Annotated in this window: 20 protein-coding genes; 1 reads left to right on the plus strand and 19 read right to left on the minus strand. The window is 41.6% G+C overall.

Features of this window, described 5'->3' with window-relative positions; translation table 11 throughout:
* Positions 1 to 3: 3 nt before the first annotated feature.
* Together HF078_RS14210 and mce are read right to left on the minus strand one after the other, a co-directional pair.
* On the minus strand, positions 4 to 1,557 hold the full coding sequence (locus HF078_RS14210) for an acyl-CoA carboxylase subunit beta (protein ID WP_205831631.1): 1,554 nt from the start codon (positions 1,555 to 1,557) through the stop codon (positions 4 to 6).
* Positions 1,547 to 1,966, minus strand: a complete 420-nt coding sequence (mce, locus tag HF078_RS14215) for a methylmalonyl-CoA epimerase (protein WP_169291753.1) — start codon at positions 1,964 to 1,966, stop codon at positions 1,547 to 1,549. The genes HF078_RS14210 and mce overlap by 11 nt, the downstream gene beginning before the upstream one ends.
* Before the next feature lie 160 nt (positions 1,967 to 2,126).
* Between mce and prli42 the strand changes: the two genes are divergently transcribed.
* Positions 2,127 to 2,222 (plus strand): stressosome-associated protein Prli42, encoded by a 96-nt coding sequence (gene prli42 / locus HF078_RS14220; RefSeq protein WP_010194162.1) that lies wholly within the window; start codon positions 2,127 to 2,129, stop codon positions 2,220 to 2,222.
* Between the two features lie 48 nt (positions 2,223 to 2,270).
* Here the strand turns inward: prli42 and HF078_RS14225 are convergent, their stop codons facing one another.
* The 17 genes from HF078_RS14225 to HF078_RS14305 all read right to left on the minus strand — a co-directional run bounded on the left by HF078_RS14225 (position 2,271) and on the right by HF078_RS14305 (position 16,461).
* Positions 2,271 to 2,636 carry a DUF4181 domain-containing protein gene (locus tag HF078_RS14225; protein ID WP_169291754.1) on the minus strand — a complete coding sequence of 122 codons (366 nt, stop codon included), beginning with the start codon at positions 2,634 to 2,636 and terminating at the stop codon, positions 2,271 to 2,273.
* 16 nt (positions 2,637 to 2,652) lie between these two features.
* Positions 2,653 to 3,186: a hypothetical protein gene (locus tag HF078_RS14230; RefSeq protein WP_169291755.1), complete on the minus strand. Its 534-nt coding sequence runs from the start codon at positions 3,184 to 3,186 to the stop codon at positions 2,653 to 2,655.
* A gap of 105 nt (positions 3,187 to 3,291) precedes the next feature.
* Positions 3,292 to 4,572: a TRAP transporter large permease gene (locus tag HF078_RS14235; protein WP_169291756.1), complete on the minus strand. Its 1,281-nt coding sequence runs from the start codon at positions 4,570 to 4,572 to the stop codon at positions 3,292 to 3,294.
* Complete coding sequence (locus tag HF078_RS14240; RefSeq protein ID WP_169291757.1) at positions 4,569 to 5,048, minus strand: TRAP transporter small permease; 480 nt, start codon at positions 5,046 to 5,048, stop codon at positions 4,569 to 4,571. The genes HF078_RS14235 and HF078_RS14240 overlap by 4 nt, the downstream gene beginning before the upstream one ends.
* Before the next feature lie 23 nt (positions 5,049 to 5,071).
* Positions 5,072 to 6,079 (minus strand): TRAP transporter substrate-binding protein, encoded by a 1,008-nt coding sequence (locus HF078_RS14245; RefSeq protein ID WP_169291758.1) that lies wholly within the window; start codon positions 6,077 to 6,079, stop codon positions 5,072 to 5,074.
* 12 nt (positions 6,080 to 6,091) lie between these two features.
* Positions 6,092 to 6,292 (minus strand): 2-hydroxymuconate tautomerase, encoded by a 201-nt coding sequence (locus tag HF078_RS14250; protein WP_169291759.1) that lies wholly within the window; start codon positions 6,290 to 6,292, stop codon positions 6,092 to 6,094.
* Between the two features lie 12 nt (positions 6,293 to 6,304).
* Positions 6,305 to 7,078 (minus strand): 2-keto-4-pentenoate hydratase, encoded by a 774-nt coding sequence (locus HF078_RS14255; protein ID WP_169291760.1) that lies wholly within the window; start codon positions 7,076 to 7,078, stop codon positions 6,305 to 6,307.
* 13 nt (positions 7,079 to 7,091) lie between these two features.
* Positions 7,092 to 8,105 carry a 4-hydroxy-2-oxovalerate aldolase gene (gene dmpG / locus HF078_RS14260; protein WP_169291761.1) on the minus strand — a complete coding sequence of 338 codons (1,014 nt, stop codon included), beginning with the start codon at positions 8,103 to 8,105 and terminating at the stop codon, positions 7,092 to 7,094.
* 20 nt (positions 8,106 to 8,125) lie between these two features.
* Positions 8,126 to 9,025 carry an acetaldehyde dehydrogenase (acetylating) gene (locus HF078_RS14265; protein ID WP_169291762.1) on the minus strand — a complete coding sequence of 300 codons (900 nt, stop codon included), beginning with the start codon at positions 9,023 to 9,025 and terminating at the stop codon, positions 8,126 to 8,128.
* Between the two features lie 18 nt (positions 9,026 to 9,043).
* Positions 9,044 to 9,811, minus strand: coding sequence for a 2-keto-4-pentenoate hydratase (locus HF078_RS14270; protein WP_169291918.1), 768 nt, complete (start codon positions 9,809 to 9,811; stop codon positions 9,044 to 9,046).
* Positions 9,812 to 9,845: 34 nt separating this feature from the next.
* A complete protein-coding gene (locus tag HF078_RS14275; protein WP_169291763.1) occupies positions 9,846 to 11,321 on the minus strand; it encodes an aldehyde dehydrogenase in 1,476 nt (491 codons plus the stop codon).
* A gap of 65 nt (positions 11,322 to 11,386) precedes the next feature.
* Entirely contained in the window at positions 11,387 to 11,848 is a 462-nt protein-coding gene (locus HF078_RS14280) for a RidA family protein (RefSeq protein WP_169291764.1), read from the minus strand.
* Positions 11,796 to 12,845 (minus strand): amidohydrolase family protein, encoded by a 1,050-nt coding sequence (locus HF078_RS14285; protein ID WP_205831638.1) that lies wholly within the window; start codon positions 12,843 to 12,845, stop codon positions 11,796 to 11,798. Before HF078_RS14285 ends, HF078_RS14280 begins: the two co-directional genes overlap by 53 nt.
* Positions 12,836 to 13,375: a 3-hydroxyanthranilate 3,4-dioxygenase gene (locus HF078_RS14290; RefSeq protein ID WP_168864648.1), complete on the minus strand. Its 540-nt coding sequence runs from the start codon at positions 13,373 to 13,375 to the stop codon at positions 12,836 to 12,838. Before HF078_RS14290 ends, HF078_RS14285 begins: the two co-directional genes overlap by 10 nt.
* Before the next feature lie 32 nt (positions 13,376 to 13,407).
* Entirely contained in the window at positions 13,408 to 14,157 is a 750-nt protein-coding gene (locus HF078_RS14295; RefSeq protein WP_169291766.1) for an IclR family transcriptional regulator, read from the minus strand.
* Between the two features lie 93 nt (positions 14,158 to 14,250).
* Positions 14,251 to 15,726 carry a 4-hydroxyphenylacetate 3-hydroxylase family protein gene (locus HF078_RS14300; RefSeq protein ID WP_169291919.1) on the minus strand — a complete coding sequence of 492 codons (1,476 nt, stop codon included), beginning with the start codon at positions 15,724 to 15,726 and terminating at the stop codon, positions 14,251 to 14,253.
* Between the two features lie 228 nt (positions 15,727 to 15,954).
* Positions 15,955 to 16,461, minus strand: a complete 507-nt coding sequence (locus tag HF078_RS14305; RefSeq protein WP_169291767.1) for a L,D-transpeptidase — start codon at positions 16,459 to 16,461, stop codon at positions 15,955 to 15,957.
* Positions 16,462 to 16,465 lie beyond the last annotated feature (4 nt).

The raw sequence follows: 16,465 nt of genomic DNA on the forward strand, positions 1-16,465 counted from the left end.
GAATTAAAGTGGGATGTTCCCGTGCTTTTTATAAGGTCTTGTTTCCTTTTTATTGCGGAGCATTTCTAATGATTGAATTAATTTAATCCTTGTCTCTCTTGGATCGATCACGTCATCTACCATTCCTTGGCTTGCTGCCACATATGGATTAGCAAACTTTTCACGGTATTCTTCAATTTTCTGGGCGCGTGTCTCATCTGGATTGTCGCTTTCATTAATTTCACGGGCAAAGATGATGTTAGCCGCACCTTGAGGTCCCATTACCGCAATTTCCGCATTCGGCCAAGCAAATACAAGATCAGCGCCAATGGATTTACTGTTTAGGGCTACATATGCTCCACCGTATGCTTTACGTAAAATTACAGTCAGTTTTGGCACAGTCGCTTCTGAATAAGCATAAAGAATCTTAGCACCATGACGAATGATTCCTCCGTGTTCCTGTTTCACACCAGGGAAGAATCCTGTAACATCTTCAAACGTAATCAACGGGATATTGAAGGAGTCGCAGAATCGAATAAATCTGGATGCTTTATCAGAAGAATCAATATCAAGTCCGCCTGCCATCACTTTTGGCTGGTTACAAACGAGTCCAACTACTTCTCCCTTAAGCCTTGCTAATCCAACTACGATGTTTTTGGCAAAATCCTTATGGACTTCCATGAACGACCCTTCATCCACTACCTGATTGATGACAATTCGAACATCATAAGGTCTGATTGCGTCAAACGGGATGGCATCCGCTAAGTCCGGACGGTAGTCATCACCTTGTTCACAAGAAATTCTTTCCGGCTTTTCTTCATTGTTTTGTGGAAGGTAACTTAGCAGGTTTCGCACCTGTGCCAATACCTCTTCCTCCGATGAACTGGAGAAGTGAGCATTACCGCTTATCGCGTTATGTACTTTTGCACCACCGAGTCCTTCTGAACTTATTTTCTCTCCTGTTACCGTTTCAATTACCTTTGGTCCCGTGATAAACATTTGGCTCGTCTTTTCCACCATAAATACGAAATCAGTAATGGCCGGAGAGTAAACGGCACCGCCTGCACATGGGCCCATAATGACCGATATCTGCGGAATCACTCCTGAATAAATGGAGTTTCTGTAAAAAATGTGCCCGTATCCATCTAAGGAAAGAACACCTTCCTGGATACGCGCGCCACCAGAATCATTCAATCCAACAATCGGTGCTCCATTTTTCGCTGCCATATCCATGACATTGGCGATTTTCTTGGCATGCATTTCTCCTAGGGCACCACCAAAGACAGTGAAGTCTTGAGAGAATAGATAAATTGGTTTGCCGTTCACTTTTCCATACCCAGTAACGACGCCATCTCCAGGACCTTTTTTTCCCTGCAGGCCAAAGTCATTGCAACGGTGTTCGATAAATGGATTAAGTTCTACAAAAGTCCCTTCATCGACTAAAAGCTCGATGCGTTCTCTAGCAGTTAATTTCCCTTTTTCATGCTGCTTGTCAATGCGATCGTCCCCACCGCCAAGTTCTACTTCGCGACGTTTGTCATAAAGCTCGTTTATTTTTTCATAGATATCAATTGTCATGTTGTTTCGCCGCCTTTTCGCAGAATTCTACCAGTACGCCATTACTTGCTTTTGGGTGCATGAAAGCGATATTCGCTCCTCCTGCCCCAATTCGGGATTGCTTGTCAATCATCGGGATTCCCTTTTCAATCATTTCTTTAATTCTATCTTCTATGGATTCTACACTTAAGGCTACATGGTGAATTCCTTCCCCACGCTTTTCGATAAACTTGGCAACCGGACTCTCCGGTGAGGTGGGTTCCAATAACTCCAGCTTGCAATTTCCGGCATTGATAAATGCCACTCTTACCCTTTGCTCCGCGACATGTTCCACGGCTTCAAAGGTCAACCCCAAAGTCTCTGTATAAAATGGAAGCGCTGTCTCAATGGAGCTTACAGCAATCCCAATATGATTTACATTTTTAATCATGCCAATCCCCCTTGTTGTATGTCCCCTTACTATGACTCTATAACATTTCGACTTATTGTGCAAAATTCCTTCCTTTTTCGTCTAGAATCCTAACTTGAGAAAGAATTGTAATCCATGTAAAATAGAGTTAGTAGAATAGATGAGGAGTGAATGAACTCAAATGATGAACCGCAAATTTCAAAAGGTTGTCGTATATTTAATGATTGGCGTTATGCTTATTACGACACTATTAGCTGGAGCTTCCATGTTTTTTTAATAGATTGGCAAACAAAAACGAGCCAGAGATTCCTGGCTCGTATTTTTATTAGCTGTAAAGCATTAAAAGGGAGTCAATATTGAGCAGAAAAGCTACAAACACAACATTTATAAGCAATGTAATGATATACTCTTTAGATTCCTTAATATAAATAAATTGGATGATTGCCTGAAGACAAAACAGAACGGTAAAAAAGATAACAAAGAGATGCTTCAGTTGAAGTACACCTGTTTCAATAACGGCCGGGTACAAAATAAAAATTAAAATGGCACAAATAATTCGTCCGAACAAATCTATTTTCTTTCCTTTTGGATCTGTTAGCTTCGCACGTTTTATTCCCAGTAACTTTCTTAAAACCACATCAACAATGACAAGAGCTACAGCTATTGTTAACATCATCCACACAAAAGTCATATCAAATCCCCCTCTCCTACAAAACATTGCGGAATTGCGCAATTAATACCAACATAACAATTTCCATGATGAACAAAAAAATAACTGCAATAATTAATAGGAATCCTAGTATCTCTCCAAGCGGAAAGCCTATTAAAGCAAAAATACTAAGGCCTACATACAAAGTCAGTCTAGTCCTAGCCTTTTGTGACATCTCAAATAGACCTTTGCTTTCTGCAGTTTTAATCAGCCTACTGATGATGAGATACATCAGGATTAAGTGCAACACTCCAAACCCTGTATAATAAAGAAAGTTTAAAAAATAATCACCGTTATAACTCATAGATTCTGCCGCATTTACTTTTGGTATGAAAAAGGATGGAAAAGCAATGATTGCAAGTCCTGCTGCCCAGTTCCGCTCCCTCTCAAAATCAAGTTGCATCAATCCATATGCGACAATGGCATAGCCCACGAAATCCGGTATGATATCTACATACTCTATGTTTATGTCTATTAATACAAAAAGAAATCCCCATAAAATTTTTGTAAGCCCTTTATATGTATCATACATGTTATCCCCCCTAAAAAATCTGCCTCTTAGTAATACGTGAAAGAGCAACTGGGGTTTCATTTATTTTCCACAAATTTAAAACCGAACCAATCCGGTCCGGCTATTTTAAAAACCCAGCATCCTTGGAATAAATAATACAGCGTCTGCCCAATATGTGATGATCATCAAAATGAAAATTCCCATTATTAAAAATGGAGTGGTAGCCTTTATTAGCTTCTCGATTTTCACATCCGCAATGGAGGAGACTACAAACAATCCAGTACCAACAGGCGGTGTTAAAAGTCCAATGGTCAAATTGATACAGATAATGACTCCGAAGTGGATTGGATCTATCCCAAATGCAACAACAAGTGGCATTAATACAGGAATTAAAATAATTAATGCTGCTATACCGTCTAAAACTGCACCAAGTAATAGGAGCATTAAATTAACCATCAATAAGAAAACTAGCGGGTTTTCTGAAATGCTCAGCATGCCGTCAGCTACAAGTTGTGGGATTTGTTCAAACGCAATCATCCAACCAAAAATGTTTGCCATTGCTATAAGAAACGTCACGGTGGCGGTACTTATTACGGTGTTCATCAATAGCTTGGGAATACTCTTCAGTTTCAACTCTTTGTAGAGAAACATACCAACTATCAAAGCGACGAAACATGCGACGGCAGCCGATTCTGTCGGGGTAAATGCACCGCTTAAGATACCAAAGATAATGATAAATGGAACACTTAATGCTGGTATGACATACAATCCGTGATGTAGAATTTCTTTAAATGAAGCACGGTCACTTTTGGGGAACTTGTATTTATAACCCATAAAGGCAATGAGACCAATAAATCCTAAACCATATATGATTCCTGGAATTATTCCTGCCATGAATAATCCACCTATGGAGGTGCCAGAGAGGGTCCCATAAATGATGAATATCATGCTTGGAGGAATGATAGGGGCGACAATGGAGGAGGCAAGGGTGAGCGCGGAGGAGAACTCTCTTTTGTACCCTTCTCTTTCCATTTCCGGTACCATAACTTTACTCATCATCGCTGCTTGTGCATTCGCTGAACCTAATATGGATGCAATAAACATATTGGATATAATCGTTACGTATGCCAGGCCACCTCTAACGTGACCTATTAATGTTTTTGAGAATTTTACCAGCCTTGTCGTAATTCCACCGCTATTCATCAATTCGCCCGCGAGCATGAAGAGTGGGATTGCCAATAGCCCGAAATTTTCTAACCCAGAATACAAACGCATAGGTGTGGATTCCAGTAGCACTGGGCTTCCTACAAGTAAGAAGTACAATACAGTTGTCATACCTAATACGAGAGAAATAGGAATACCAATCAGTAAAAATACAAAAAATAAGACAATTACTAGTATCGTCATTCTACTTCCCCCTCTCGAAAAACAACTAGAAAATTAGTCAAAATATGAAAAGATGCACACGTAAGACCAATTGGGACTGCGCTATAAGGGATCCACATGGGTAACAGAATACCACTTGATTTTTGCAAAGCTACGTTAGGGGATAGTATCCAAGTGTAGGTATAAAAAAGAATGACGAAAAGAAATAACAGCATACATATATGACCGATTAAGGTTAATGCCTTGCTTATATTTGTTGGCACATACTCCAGGAATATCGAAACAGAAGCCTGGGATTTATATTTCAGTCCCAAGCTACCTCCAATAAAGCTAATCCAGATTAATAGAAAGATAGATACTTCCCCAGCCCATGACAAGGGGGAATTCAGGAAGTATCGGAAGGCTACTGATAATGTTATGATAACCGCCATGCACAACATTAAGAATGCACCGAGAAATTTCTCGATTTTGGCTATTCCGTCACTGATTTTCATCATTTTGTAACTTCCCCCTTCATATCTTATTTTCTATACGTATCAATGAACTCTTTAATGAGAGGATCTGAATCTTTGTATTTTGCATCAAACTCTGCAATCTGGTCTGCAAATGCATCTGCAGGGATATCATAGATTTTCATCCCATTGTCGCTTAATGTTTGCCTGAATTCTTCCTCTTGTCCAGAGCGAGTGTTTACTGCAAAATCGGTAGCTACTGTCAGTGCATCACGAACAATCTTTTGATCCGCTTCAGACATACCCTCAAATGTGGATTTATTTACAATGGCAACGGAAGGCCAAACCATATGGTTGGTAACAGCTCCATACTTTACAACTTCATAATATTTATTAGTGATGGCAGCATCCAAATCCATGTCCATCCCATCAATTACGCCAGTTTGAACGGCTGCATAAACTTCAGGAAGGGGCAACCCTTCAGGTGAGGCACCTGCGGAACGATAAAAATCTTGCATCGGCGGACTTGGCGTAACACGTAACTTTAAACCAGCCATATCTTCTGGTGAAGTCACTTCCTTGTCTTTAAAAAGCATGACACGCTGACCCGCAAACAGATAATCCAATCCTACAAGGCCTTGCTCATCCAATGTAGCCAAAATCTTTTTAGAAACATCAGAAGTCCTAGCTTCATGAGCTGCATTGATGTCTTCAAATGCGTATGGCATAAACCATGCGGCAAAAGAAGGGGAGCGGGAACTCATATAAGCTGCCGTGATTAATCCAAAGTCTACAGATCCCGCCTCAATTTGTTGAACCATATCTGCTTCAGTTCCAAGCTGGCTTGCTGGATAGATTTCCACTTTCATTCTTCCATCGGACTTGCTCTCCAGTTCTTCTGCAAATTTTTCTGCAGCCTGATGCCACATATGGTTGGTTGGGGTAATATGAGCTAATTTAAAGGAATATGTCTTACCTGATTCATCTCCGCTTGATTCGTCTCCTCCACATGCTGCGAGCAACAATGCCATTGCCATGATCATCATCATCACTACTCTTTGCTTCACCTTTTTCATTGTTCTCCCCCTTTATTTTCCTAATTCATCAAGTTGTGCCTTTGTAACACCGCCTGTTCCCCAATTTTCCTTAGGTATTTCGATGAGCAACACCCTCACTTGTTCAGGAGCAGTTTCAAGCGTATGGGTGATGGCTTGGGTGACATTTTGAATCAGATCTTGTTTTTGCTCGGCACTTCTTCCTTCCAGCAAATGAATGTGAGTAATAGGCATATAGTTTCTCCTTTACAACTCGACGTTCAATTTCAATGTTCCTAATTGATCGTAGTGAACCTCTACTACATCCCCGTTGTAGACATTAATCGCTTCCGTAATTCCACCGGCAAGAACTACCATTCCAGGTTTGACGGAAAGGCCTTCGCGGTCCAGCATTTTCACTAATTCCACAATAGACTTCACAGGATGATCCAATACTGCCGCTCCCACCCCTGATTGAACCTTCTCCCCATTTCTGGTCATTGATACTCCAACCTTATCCCAGGATGTAAAATATGGGGAAAATGCTTGATTTCCTAAAATGAACTTGGAAGATGATGCATTGTCTGCTACAACATCTTCTAGAGTAAAGGAGAAGTTGCGATACCTGCTGTCAATGATCTCTATCGCAGGGAAGATGCATTCTGTTGCCATCCAGACATCACGAACTGTAATTTGATCTCCTTTTAGTTCTTTGTTAAGAATAAACGCAAATTCAGGCTCCACTCGCGGATGAATGAGATTACCAATATGTAAGGTAGGTTCTCTCAATTCCATTGAAGATGTTAATCTACCATAAATGGCCTCCTCGACTCCCACCGACAATTGTTTAGCTTTACTAGTCAATCCCATCTTCCACCCAATTAATCTATCTCCATTGTTTATTGCATGATCCATGCTTAGTTTTTGAATTTCATAAGCATGCTCCACATTCATGTTCGGATGAGTCAGTGTGATTTTATCCATCTCTTGTCCATTTTTTTGGTGATCTGCCACATGTTTTGCAATTTGAAGTAAGTCCATATAGCTCCTCCTCTTAAGCCTTCACTTTCTTTTTAGCCATCTCAGCAGCAATATCGACAATCATGTCTTCTTGTCCGCCGACTACTTTTCGTTTCCCTAATTCTATTAATATATCTTTTGCATCTACTTGAAACTGTTGTGCCGCTTTGTTGGCATGAACCAAGAAACTAGAGTATACGCCTGCATATCCAAGCAGTAGGCCTTCCCTTGTGATTTCTTGCGGCTTCTGCAAAATAGGGGCGACAATTTCCTCCGCCACATCCATCATTTTATATACATCAATACCAGTTTGAATATTCAGCCTGTCCAGTACAGATACCAGGACTTCTGTCTGTGTATTACCAGCTCCTGCTCCAAGGCAACGAATGCTCCCATCTATTCTGGTAGCCCCTTGTTCTATTGCAACTAAGGAATTGGCCACCGCTAATGAAAGGTTGTTGTGGGCATGAAACCCAATTGGTATATCCAAGCTGTTGCGCAAGCAATGAATTCTTTCTTTTACTTGATGTGGTAAAAGAGCCCCTGCAGAATCAACCACATATACTACGTCCGCTCCATAGCTTTCCATCAAGCTTGCCTGTTCGAGCAATTTTTCCGTTGGTGCCATATGAGACATCATCAGAAAACCAACTGCTTCTAAACCCAGTTCCTTTGCAAAAGAAATATGCTGCTTAGACACATCCGCCTCTGTTACATGGGTAGCAATCCGGGCTATTTTGGCACCACGGCTTGCTGCTTCTTTTAAATGTTGAACGGTACCTATGCCGGGAAGCAACAAGACGGCTATTTTTGCCTTCGTTACAACATCTGCTGCAGCACTAATCAGATTCATTTCATTTGTATGTGACAATCCATATTGAAGGGAGGATCCTCCAAGCCCATCACCATGGGACACTTCAATAACAGGGACATTCGCATCATCCAATGCTTTAGCAACACTTCTCACTTGATCAACGGTAAATTGATGACTGATAGCATGACTGCCGTCCCTTAGAGCAACTTCTGTAATCCATACATCACGTTTCAAACCTTTTGCCCTCCCCTCTCTTACGTAGCTTTAATCGCTTTCATTCTTTTTCCTACCAATCTATTTGCTTTTTCTTCTCCTACTTTTACTGCTGCTGCAGTCATGATATCCAGGTTACCTGAGTACTCTGGTAGGTAATCCCCCGCTCCCTTTACTTCTATGAAAATACTGACCTTATTTCCATCAAATATTGGGTCAGTGCGTAGTCTATAGCCAGGTACATATTCTTGAATTTCTTCAACACGTCTAGCTATAGCCGAGCTTATTTTTTCTTCTTTTCCTTTCAAATTTTGCACTTGGCAGTAAACCGTATCTCTCATTAAAATTGGCGGTTCTGCAGGATTAAGAATGATGATGGCTTTACCATTTTTAGCACCACCTATTCTTTCAATGGCACGTGCTGTCGTGGTAGTAAATTCATCAATATTCATACGTGTCCCTGGGCCAGCACTTTTGCTCGCAATGGTTGCAATAATTTCCGCGTACTCCACCTGACACTCTTGACTGATAGCATGAATGATAGGAATGGTTGCCTGTCCACCACAAGTAACCATGTTCACAACAGGTTCATTTATGTGCTCCAGCAGGTTTACGGTCGGGACGACGAAAGGACCTATAGCTGCAGGAGTTAGATCGATGAGATGTTTCTCCGTTTTTTTCAGAGCCTCTACATGCCTGTAATGGGCTTTGGCAGAGGTTGCATCAAAAAGAATGTCTGCTAGGTCCGGCTTTTCTAGAAACCCATCCACTCCATTCATGATAATGGTATGTCCAAAAGCCTTTGCTCGTCTGAGGCCGTCTGAATGAGGATCTATGCCAATCATGGCAGTCAGTTCCAGGGACTTGGAACGATGAAGTTTAAGCATTAGGTCTGTACCGATGTTTCCTGAACCGATAATCGCTACTTTCACTTTCCCCAATGCGTACTCCCCCTTTCTTTATCTAAAGTTTACTTTTACTTCTCCGAGTGTTTGGAATTTGGCTACAAATTCATCACCTTCTCCTGCGTTTGCTGCCGCTGATAAAGCACCCGACAGAATCACCTCATTGGCTCTCAATCTGATTCCAAATTCGGATAGTTTGTTAGCAAGCCAAGCAACACAATAGGCGGGATCTCCTAAAGCCGCTTTACCGATACCCTCATTGATTAATTGTTCATTCTTATAAAACGCCATCTTTTCTTCCTTTAGGTCCAGTTGATGTGGGGAGATCTTTTTATCACCTAGTACGTACAGGCCTGAAGAAGCATTATCCGCTATTGTGTCACATAGTTTGATTTTCCAATCTGCTACACGACTGTCGACAATCTCCAATGCAGCAACTACATATTCTGTAGCATCCAACACATCCTCCACCGTCACATTAGGTCCAGTTAAATCCTTTTTTAAAAAGAATGCTATTTCTCCCTCCACTTTCGGTTCGAGAAGCTGCCGGCGGGAAATGATCCCATTATTATTCACTTCCATTGATTGAAGGAGATGACCATAGTCGGGTTCGTCCACCCCAAGTAGCTGCTGCATGGCCAGTGAAGTTAGTCCGATCTTTTTCCCACTGATTGTTTCCCCGTTGCCAAGCTTCACCTGAATGTTATCCAATTGAATGCTATAAGCTTCTTCCACAGTTAAACCTGGATTTATATCGGTTAAAGGAGAGACTCCTTTTCTTGATTTTTCTGCGTTCATTAACAGGTCTGAAAGTTTTTTCATTTGAATGGTCAATTTCAGGAACTCCTTTCTGCCACTATAGTTTTACCGTAACATTCGACAATTCACTGTAAAAATCAAAACTGTGCATGCCGCCTTCCCTGCCAATTCCGCTTTGCTTCATACCACCGAATGGAGTCCTTAAGTCTCTTAAATACCATGTGTTAATCCAGATGATTCCCGCTTCAATCTCCCTTGCAACGCGATGTGCGCGGCGAAGATCATTTGTCCAAATCGTCGCACCTAGCCCATAATGAGTATCATTTGCCTGTTCTAATACCTCATCTTCTGTTTCAAACGGGATAACGGTGACGACTGGCCCGAAGATTTCTTCTTTAACACATCTTGAATGTCTATCTAGGCCTACGACAATGGTTGGTTCAATGAAAAACCCTTTATCAACAGAGTCCGGGCGACCTCCTCCTGTCAAAATGGTCCCGCCTTCTTCTTTAGCAACTTCAATATAGGAGAGAACCCGTTCGTAGTGTTCCCTACTGATTACTGCTCCTACTTTGGTAGCAGGATGAAAAGGATCTCCGGTTTGTAGTTCTTGGGTTCTTGCAGTGAACTTTTCAAGAAACGATTCATAGATAGAACTCTCTACATAAATCCTTGAACCGCAAAGACATACTTCCCCTTGGTTCATGAAACTTGATTTGAGCGTGGTATCAATGACCTCATCCAGGTTGGAGTCTGCAAAAATGATATTCGGGTTTTTCCCCCCAAGCTCATAAGATAATTTTTTCAGTGTAGGAGCTGCAGCTTTCATAATGGCTGATCCTGTTTTGGTTTCCCCTGTAAAAGTTATCGCATCCACACCTGGATGCTCGGTTAATGCAGAACCGGCTGAATCCGCTCCAAAACCATGGACGAGATTTATAACCCCATCCGGTACACCTGCTTTCTTGCAAATTTCCACCAGTACAGTAGCTGTCATTGGTGACCATTCCGCAGGCTTCATGACCGCAGTATTCCCTGCCGCAAGACATGGAGCCAATTTCCAAGTCAATAAGAGTAAAGGTAGATTCCAAGGATTGATCATCCCAACGACTCCAACAGGTCTTCTAATAGAATAATGAAGAGCAACATTATCTTGTTGGTAAGATTCCCCGCCCATAGATGTTAAGAAATCAGCAAAAAAGTAAAAATTATAGGCAGATCTGGTGATGTCCATTTCAAGAGCCAACTCATATGGCTTCCCTGTATCCATAGACTCCAAGACGGCCAATTCTTCTTTTCTCTCTAATATTCCATCCCCAATTCTCCGTAGTAATTCAGATCGTTCCTTGGTTGTATACTTTTTCCACGGACCTTTTAACGCTTTTCTTGCTGCACTAACCGCACGATCAATTTCTTCTTTCCCGCCTTCCGTCACTTTTCCAATCACTTCTTCTGTTGCAGGATTAATATTATCGAAGGTTTTCAAATTAACAGAATCGATGTAATCGCCATTGATAAAATGCCGACAATTTATCGGCTTGATTTTCTCAGGAATAAACTCTTTAACTTGCATGAGACAACCCACCCTTTCCAAAATGAAGACTCCCTCTCATCCAAGCCAAGAGAGAGAAGGAGTCGTTACTCTGTAATTTCAACAATCAATTCTATTTCAATGGCCGTATTGTTAGGCAGTTGTGCCATGCCTACTGCAGAACGGGCATGTCTTCCTCGATCACCGAATACCTCAACCAATAAGTCTGATGCCCCGTTCATCACCTTAGGCTGATCAGTGAAATCTTCTGTACTATTGACAAAGCCTAGCATTTTAACTACTTTTTTCACCCTGCTTAATTCACCCAGCTCATGTTTTAACACACTTAACAAATTAAGCATCGACTGGCGGGAAGCAAGATACCCTTCCTCAATCGTAAAATCCCTGCCCAGTTTGCCATGGTATTGATCCACCCCTTGGCCAGCGGTGAAGATCAGATTACCTACTTTGACATGACTGACATAATTACCGACTGCCGGACGTACATCTCTTAACTCAAGACCTAATTGTTTCAGCTTTTCCTCTGGAGTCATCAGCTTCTGTTCCATAGTCGGTCTCCTTTATATTCAAAAATTCCAAAGCATTCTTCCCTAACAACAGCTTTTTGTCCGATTCAGACAGATCCTCCATTTCATCTACCACTTTTCCTGGTGCAATTTCTCGTAACAGGAAAGGATAATCAGAACCCATAATCACTTTATCGATACCAAATCGTTCAATCAGATATTTCATGGTAAGCGAATCATAGTTCAATGAGTCGAAATAGAATTTCTTTGCATAATGACTAGGAGGATGTGTCGTAAGCCTGAGGTGTGGCCATACCTCCCACCCCTTGTCCAAGCGCGGTAAAATATATGGGAAAGAGCCTCCACCATGGGCAAAACAAATTTTTAGATTCGGGAACTTTTCCAATACCCCACTCCAAATCAAGCTTGCGGCAGCAAGAGCTGTCTCACTTGGCATCCCGATCGTGTACATAAAATTATGTCTTGGGGTACGGTCTTTCGCCATCGTTTCCCAAGGGTGTATAAAGAGAGGGACCTTCCACTCTTCAGCCATCTTAAAGAACTCTGTTAAATGCGGGGAATCGAGATTTTCTCCATTTACATTTGTTCCGATTTCTATTCCGGCAAGTTTAAGGTCATGCACACACCGATCCATTTCCTGAATAGCAACAACCGTATCTTGAAGAGGTACAGTTCCTAGACCAATAAATCGGTTAGGATATTCTTTAACCGTATCAGCGATAAAATCATTTTGAAGCTGCGCCATTTCAAGTGCAGCCTCTTTGTCCGCCCAGTAAGAAAATGTCACGGGAATTGGGGATAAAACTTGTATGTCCACACCCTCTCTGTCCATGTCCTGAATACGCTTATGCGGACACCAAACTTGATCGGTCACTTCCCGAAAGACCCTTCCTGCAACCATAATGTTTGCCCCACACGTACAAGTCTGATCTAGCGTCGGCCAGCGGTCTCCGCCATATTTTTCGGCAAAGTCCGGAAACTCCTTTGGAATGATGTGAGTATGAAAGTCTATTCGCATTTCCACACATCTACTTCCTCTGGCATTACATGGCCGCAATGGTCACATGTGCGCAGTTCTTCGCTTCCGTTAAACTCCTCTATCGCTCCCTTTACCTGAGTCTCAATATTAGTTAATTGAACCGTTACCCGGTGCATTTCCTCATTACAGTTATCACAGAACCAAACAAAGTCTTCTAGCTCCCCCTTGTCCCGTTTCCTTTCTAAAACAATTCCGTACGTGTCAGCTACACGGTGAGGGGAATGAGGTACGTTGGCCGGAAGCATAAACATTTCCCCTTCTTTCACCGTAACCACTTCGCGCTCTCCACTTTCATTGATGCATTCTACATAACAGTCACCTTTTACTTGATAAAAGAACTCGTCTGAAGGATCAACGTGGAAGTCCCTTCTTCTATTCGGTCCACCAAGAAGCATTGCAATAAATTCAGAATCCTCCCAAAGAACTTTATTATTAACCGGCGGTTTCAATAGATGCTTATTGTCCTCAATCACTTTCATAATGTTCATAGATCTCGTCTTTAATGCCATAGCTAATTCCTCCTCATTATTTGTAAGCGCTATCAAATTGCGCTAATATAACCAAGTTCTTTTGAAATTTGCCTGGATGTCCGTAAAACACTTTGAATGATGGCCTGTTTTTGCTCTCCTTGCATATAAGATATCGGTCCAACCATATTGAGAGCCGCTACTGTTTGTCCTGTATAAGAATGAATAGGAGCAGCAATTCCGTATAACCCCAATTCATTTTCATTATTGCTGATGGCGTACCCTTGTTCTCTTATTTCTTCCAATTCTCTTTTTAACTTTTTCACACAAGTGATGGTATTTGGCGCTCTTTGCAACAGGCCTTTAGAAATAGTAGGTTGGATGAATGATGGATTGAAAGACAATAAAATCTTTCCTGTACTTGTACAATAAGCAGGCTTGCGGGCACCGACAAAAGTCGGAACAGGTACTGAATTTTTGGCAGAAACCTTCAGGACAAAACGTACCTCTCCAGCATCAAACATACCGATATGGACGGTACCGTTGTACTGGCGGACCAAGTCCTCCACAATCGGAATGGCTTCACTGTATATGTCCTGCTGATACATGACATGATTACTCCACTCAAGCAATTTCCAGCCAAGCCGATATTTCTTTCTGCTGTCCTGTATCAAAATTCCTTCATGGCATAACGTACTGACAATATGATGGACCGTACTTACATTCATCCCTAACTTCTCCGCAATTTCCCGGTTACCCAAAACTGGCTCATTCCCTGTAAAACAGTCCAGAATCTTCGCTACTTTCAGCACAGAGGATATCATGTCTTCGCCCCTTTTTCATCAAAGTTCTACAATAAATATCAGAATATAACTAATATTCTAATATTTATACAAAGAACGCCATTTCCCTTTATTTCAGATGAGATTTTTTTCTGGTTTAGTAGTATCCTTCAGAGCTTGTTCAGCCATATCGAATTTACTCTTACGTTTGTATTGATTGTAAAAAATTGCTCTTTTTCTGATTGGATCCCCGGTATAATAGCGTTCGTATTGCAATAAGCGTTGGCCGAAAGCTTCTCCGCAAAGGTCCCATGCCAGCTTAAATATGCGAACACGTTCTTCTGCCGACACTCCTTCTCGTCCTCCAAAATACTTGTCCAAATCTGGGCGTAATTCTGTATTTTCGAAGTCGGCACCTGTAGGAGACATCAGCAAACCACCGGCTCCAATAATTTGCATCACTTCAATTGCCCGTGGGTACATTTTCGGTAGCAGACCTCTGATGGTTTCAAGAGGTGCCGGTGCCGGACGATATTCTCCATCCTTTGTCACTTCATACTCATATTCGGATACACGCAATAGTGCTCGAATTGTTTCTACCGCTTGAACAAGCTCACCAAGATCATTTTGCACATTCAAAAATCCATCTACTCCAATGGAATCCGCTACTTTACACGCGACTTCCGTTGCAAAAGCTAGTTTCACATACCCTCTGACCCCTGACTGATGCGCAGGCTGCTGAGCAATTCCTGTCATTGGATATAAGGAATTGGCCGCTTCCACATTGTTATACATGAATACTCTGTCCCACGGCACCGAAACATCGTCAAACGCAAGTATAGCATCCATTTCTTCGTACCTAGAAGCCAACGGATGATCAAATACAGATCGTTTTCCATCCTGCATCGGCTCACGGCAAATAATCCGTAATCCTGGTGTATCAATAGGAATGGCAAATGCAAGTGCATATCTCTCATCACCCGGTTGGAAGCCTGGGAAAGAGTAGATAATCACTTCATCTGTGATAGGAGCTAATGTTGCCAACATTTTGGCACCTCTAACAACTAATCCATCCTTCGTTTCCTTTACCGTCCCTAAATGGGTAAACAAATCCTTTTGTTCATAGGAAGCTTTACTTCGGTCATTTTGCGGATTAATGATTGCATGTGTTAAAAATAAATCATTATCCCTGATATGACGGTAATAGTTTCGTATATTTACGGACCAATCCGGATTGTATTTATCCAAAAACCAGGAGTTGCTTGCCATCGAGGTGACCACTACATTCAAGAAATCCGGAGTTCTTCCCATCAGTCCGAATGTTGCACGTGCATAAGCCTCAAACAACCTGCTGCGGGCCATAAGATCTTCATGGGACCTAGGTACAAGAAACGCGTTATTCACCCGTTCTCCTGTTTCTTTACACACATGCGTTATCTTATCCTGATACTCGGGATCAAACTGCATGTCATAAAGTTTGGCAATTTTATGAATTGGCTGCTTGAACACATCTTCGTTATATAAATCCTCAACTTTCCTACCACCAAGCCAGACTTCAGGCTTTCTTGCTCTTAAAGAGTTAATGTATTGCTCCCCTGTCCTGATTCCCATTCCAATTCCCCCTTTATTGAAATCGCTTTCATTTTGTTGCATTTTGTCTCCAAGAATATGTAGTGTCACCTCCATGCAAACTCTCTTCCTAAACTATAGGATGAAAAATTTATCAAAACAATTAGAAAATTTCAAATAGTGAAATCTCAATAAAAAAAGCCAGTTCTTTTTGTTAAAAAAGAACTGACTCTTATATAATAATTAAAAAGTAGAGGAACTACCTATTGGTCACCTCAATACACCCTTATTTTTCCCAAGTTCCTCAAAAGATTTCCCTGTTTTCACTATCCAAATTTTCGTACCTACAGGCACCCTGTCAAACAAAGCTTCCACATTTTTATTTTCCAACCGAATACACCCTTGTGTTACATAGCCTCCGATGGAGTACGGATTGTTCGTTCCATGTACTCCATACGTCCTGCCGTCGGTATCTTCTGCGTCAAATCCAATCCATCTAGTGCCAAGGGGATTCTTTGGATCGCCTCCAGCAATGTCTTTTTTGCGATAGTATGGATTAATAGCTTTTACAGTGACAGTAAACTCACCCTCAGGTGTAAGTTCTTTCGATTTACCTGTGGCTACTGTATGAACTTCTTTCAATTCTTCACCTTGAAAGTATGCAAGCTGATTGGTCTGTTTATTTACAATAATATATGGATCACCTGGAAGAGGATTTGGTCCAAGCGGCCAGAGTGGTGAGGTCACCAGTGCGAAAATTAATGAAAAAATGAACATCTTC

Source organism: Bacillus sp. RO2 (assembly GCF_012911845.1).
Classification (GTDB): domain Bacteria; phylum Bacillota; class Bacilli; order Bacillales; family Bacillaceae_I; genus Sutcliffiella_A.

Excerpts from the sequence above, each read along its gene's own strand:
- HF078_RS14285 (WP_205831638.1), bottom strand. The coding sequence starts at position 12,845 with ATGCGAATAGACTTTCATACTCACATCATTCCAAAGGAGTTTCCGGAC.
- HF078_RS14255 (WP_169291760.1), bottom strand. The coding sequence starts at position 7,078 with ATGGACTTACTTCAAATTGCAAAACATGTGGCAGATCACCAAAAAAAT.
- HF078_RS14245 (WP_169291758.1), bottom strand. The coding sequence starts at position 6,079 with ATGAAAAAGGTGAAGCAAAGAGTAGTGATGATGATGATCATGGCAATG.
- HF078_RS14235 (WP_169291756.1), bottom strand. The coding sequence starts at position 4,572 with ATGACGATACTAGTAATTGTCTTATTTTTTGTATTTTTACTGATTGGT.
- HF078_RS14270 (WP_169291918.1), bottom strand. The coding sequence starts at position 9,811 with ATGAAAAAACTTTCAGACCTGTTAATGAACGCAGAAAAATCAAGAAAA.
- mce (WP_169291753.1), bottom strand. The coding sequence starts at position 1,966 with ATGATTAAAAATGTAAATCATATTGGGATTGCTGTAAGCTCCATTGAG.
- HF078_RS14280 (WP_169291764.1), bottom strand. The coding sequence starts at position 11,848 with ATGGAACAGAAGCTGATGACTCCAGAGGAAAAGCTGAAACAATTAGGT.
- HF078_RS14250 (WP_169291759.1), bottom strand. The coding sequence starts at position 6,292 with ATGCCTATTACTCACATTCATTTGCTGGAAGGAAGAAGTGCCGAGCAA.
- HF078_RS14225 (WP_169291754.1), bottom strand. The coding sequence starts at position 2,636 with ATGACTTTTGTGTGGATGATGTTAACAATAGCTGTAGCTCTTGTCATT.
- HF078_RS14230 (WP_169291755.1), bottom strand. The coding sequence starts at position 3,186 with ATGTATGATACATATAAAGGGCTTACAAAAATTTTATGGGGATTTCTT.
- HF078_RS14210 (WP_205831631.1), bottom strand. The coding sequence starts at position 1,557 with ATGACAATTGATATCTATGAAAAAATAAACGAGCTTTATGACAAACGT.
- HF078_RS14305 (WP_169291767.1), bottom strand. The coding sequence starts at position 16,461 with ATGTTCATTTTTTCATTAATTTTCGCACTGGTGACCTCACCACTCTGG.
- HF078_RS14300 (WP_169291919.1), bottom strand. The coding sequence starts at position 15,726 with ATGGGAATCAGGACAGGGGAGCAATACATTAACTCTTTAAGAGCAAGA.
- HF078_RS14290 (WP_168864648.1), bottom strand. The coding sequence starts at position 13,375 with ATGGCATTAAAGACGAGATCTATGAACATTATGAAAGTGATTGAGGAC.
- prli42 (WP_010194162.1), top strand. The coding sequence starts at position 2,127 with ATGATGAACCGCAAATTTCAAAAGGTTGTCGTATATTTAATGATTGGC.
- HF078_RS14295 (WP_169291766.1), bottom strand. The coding sequence starts at position 14,157 with ATGATATCCTCTGTGCTGAAAGTAGCGAAGATTCTGGACTGTTTTACA.
- HF078_RS14240 (WP_169291757.1), bottom strand. The coding sequence starts at position 5,048 with ATGATGAAAATCAGTGACGGAATAGCCAAAATCGAGAAATTTCTCGGT.
- HF078_RS14275 (WP_169291763.1), bottom strand. The coding sequence starts at position 11,321 with ATGCAAGTTAAAGAGTTTATTCCTGAGAAAATCAAGCCGATAAATTGT.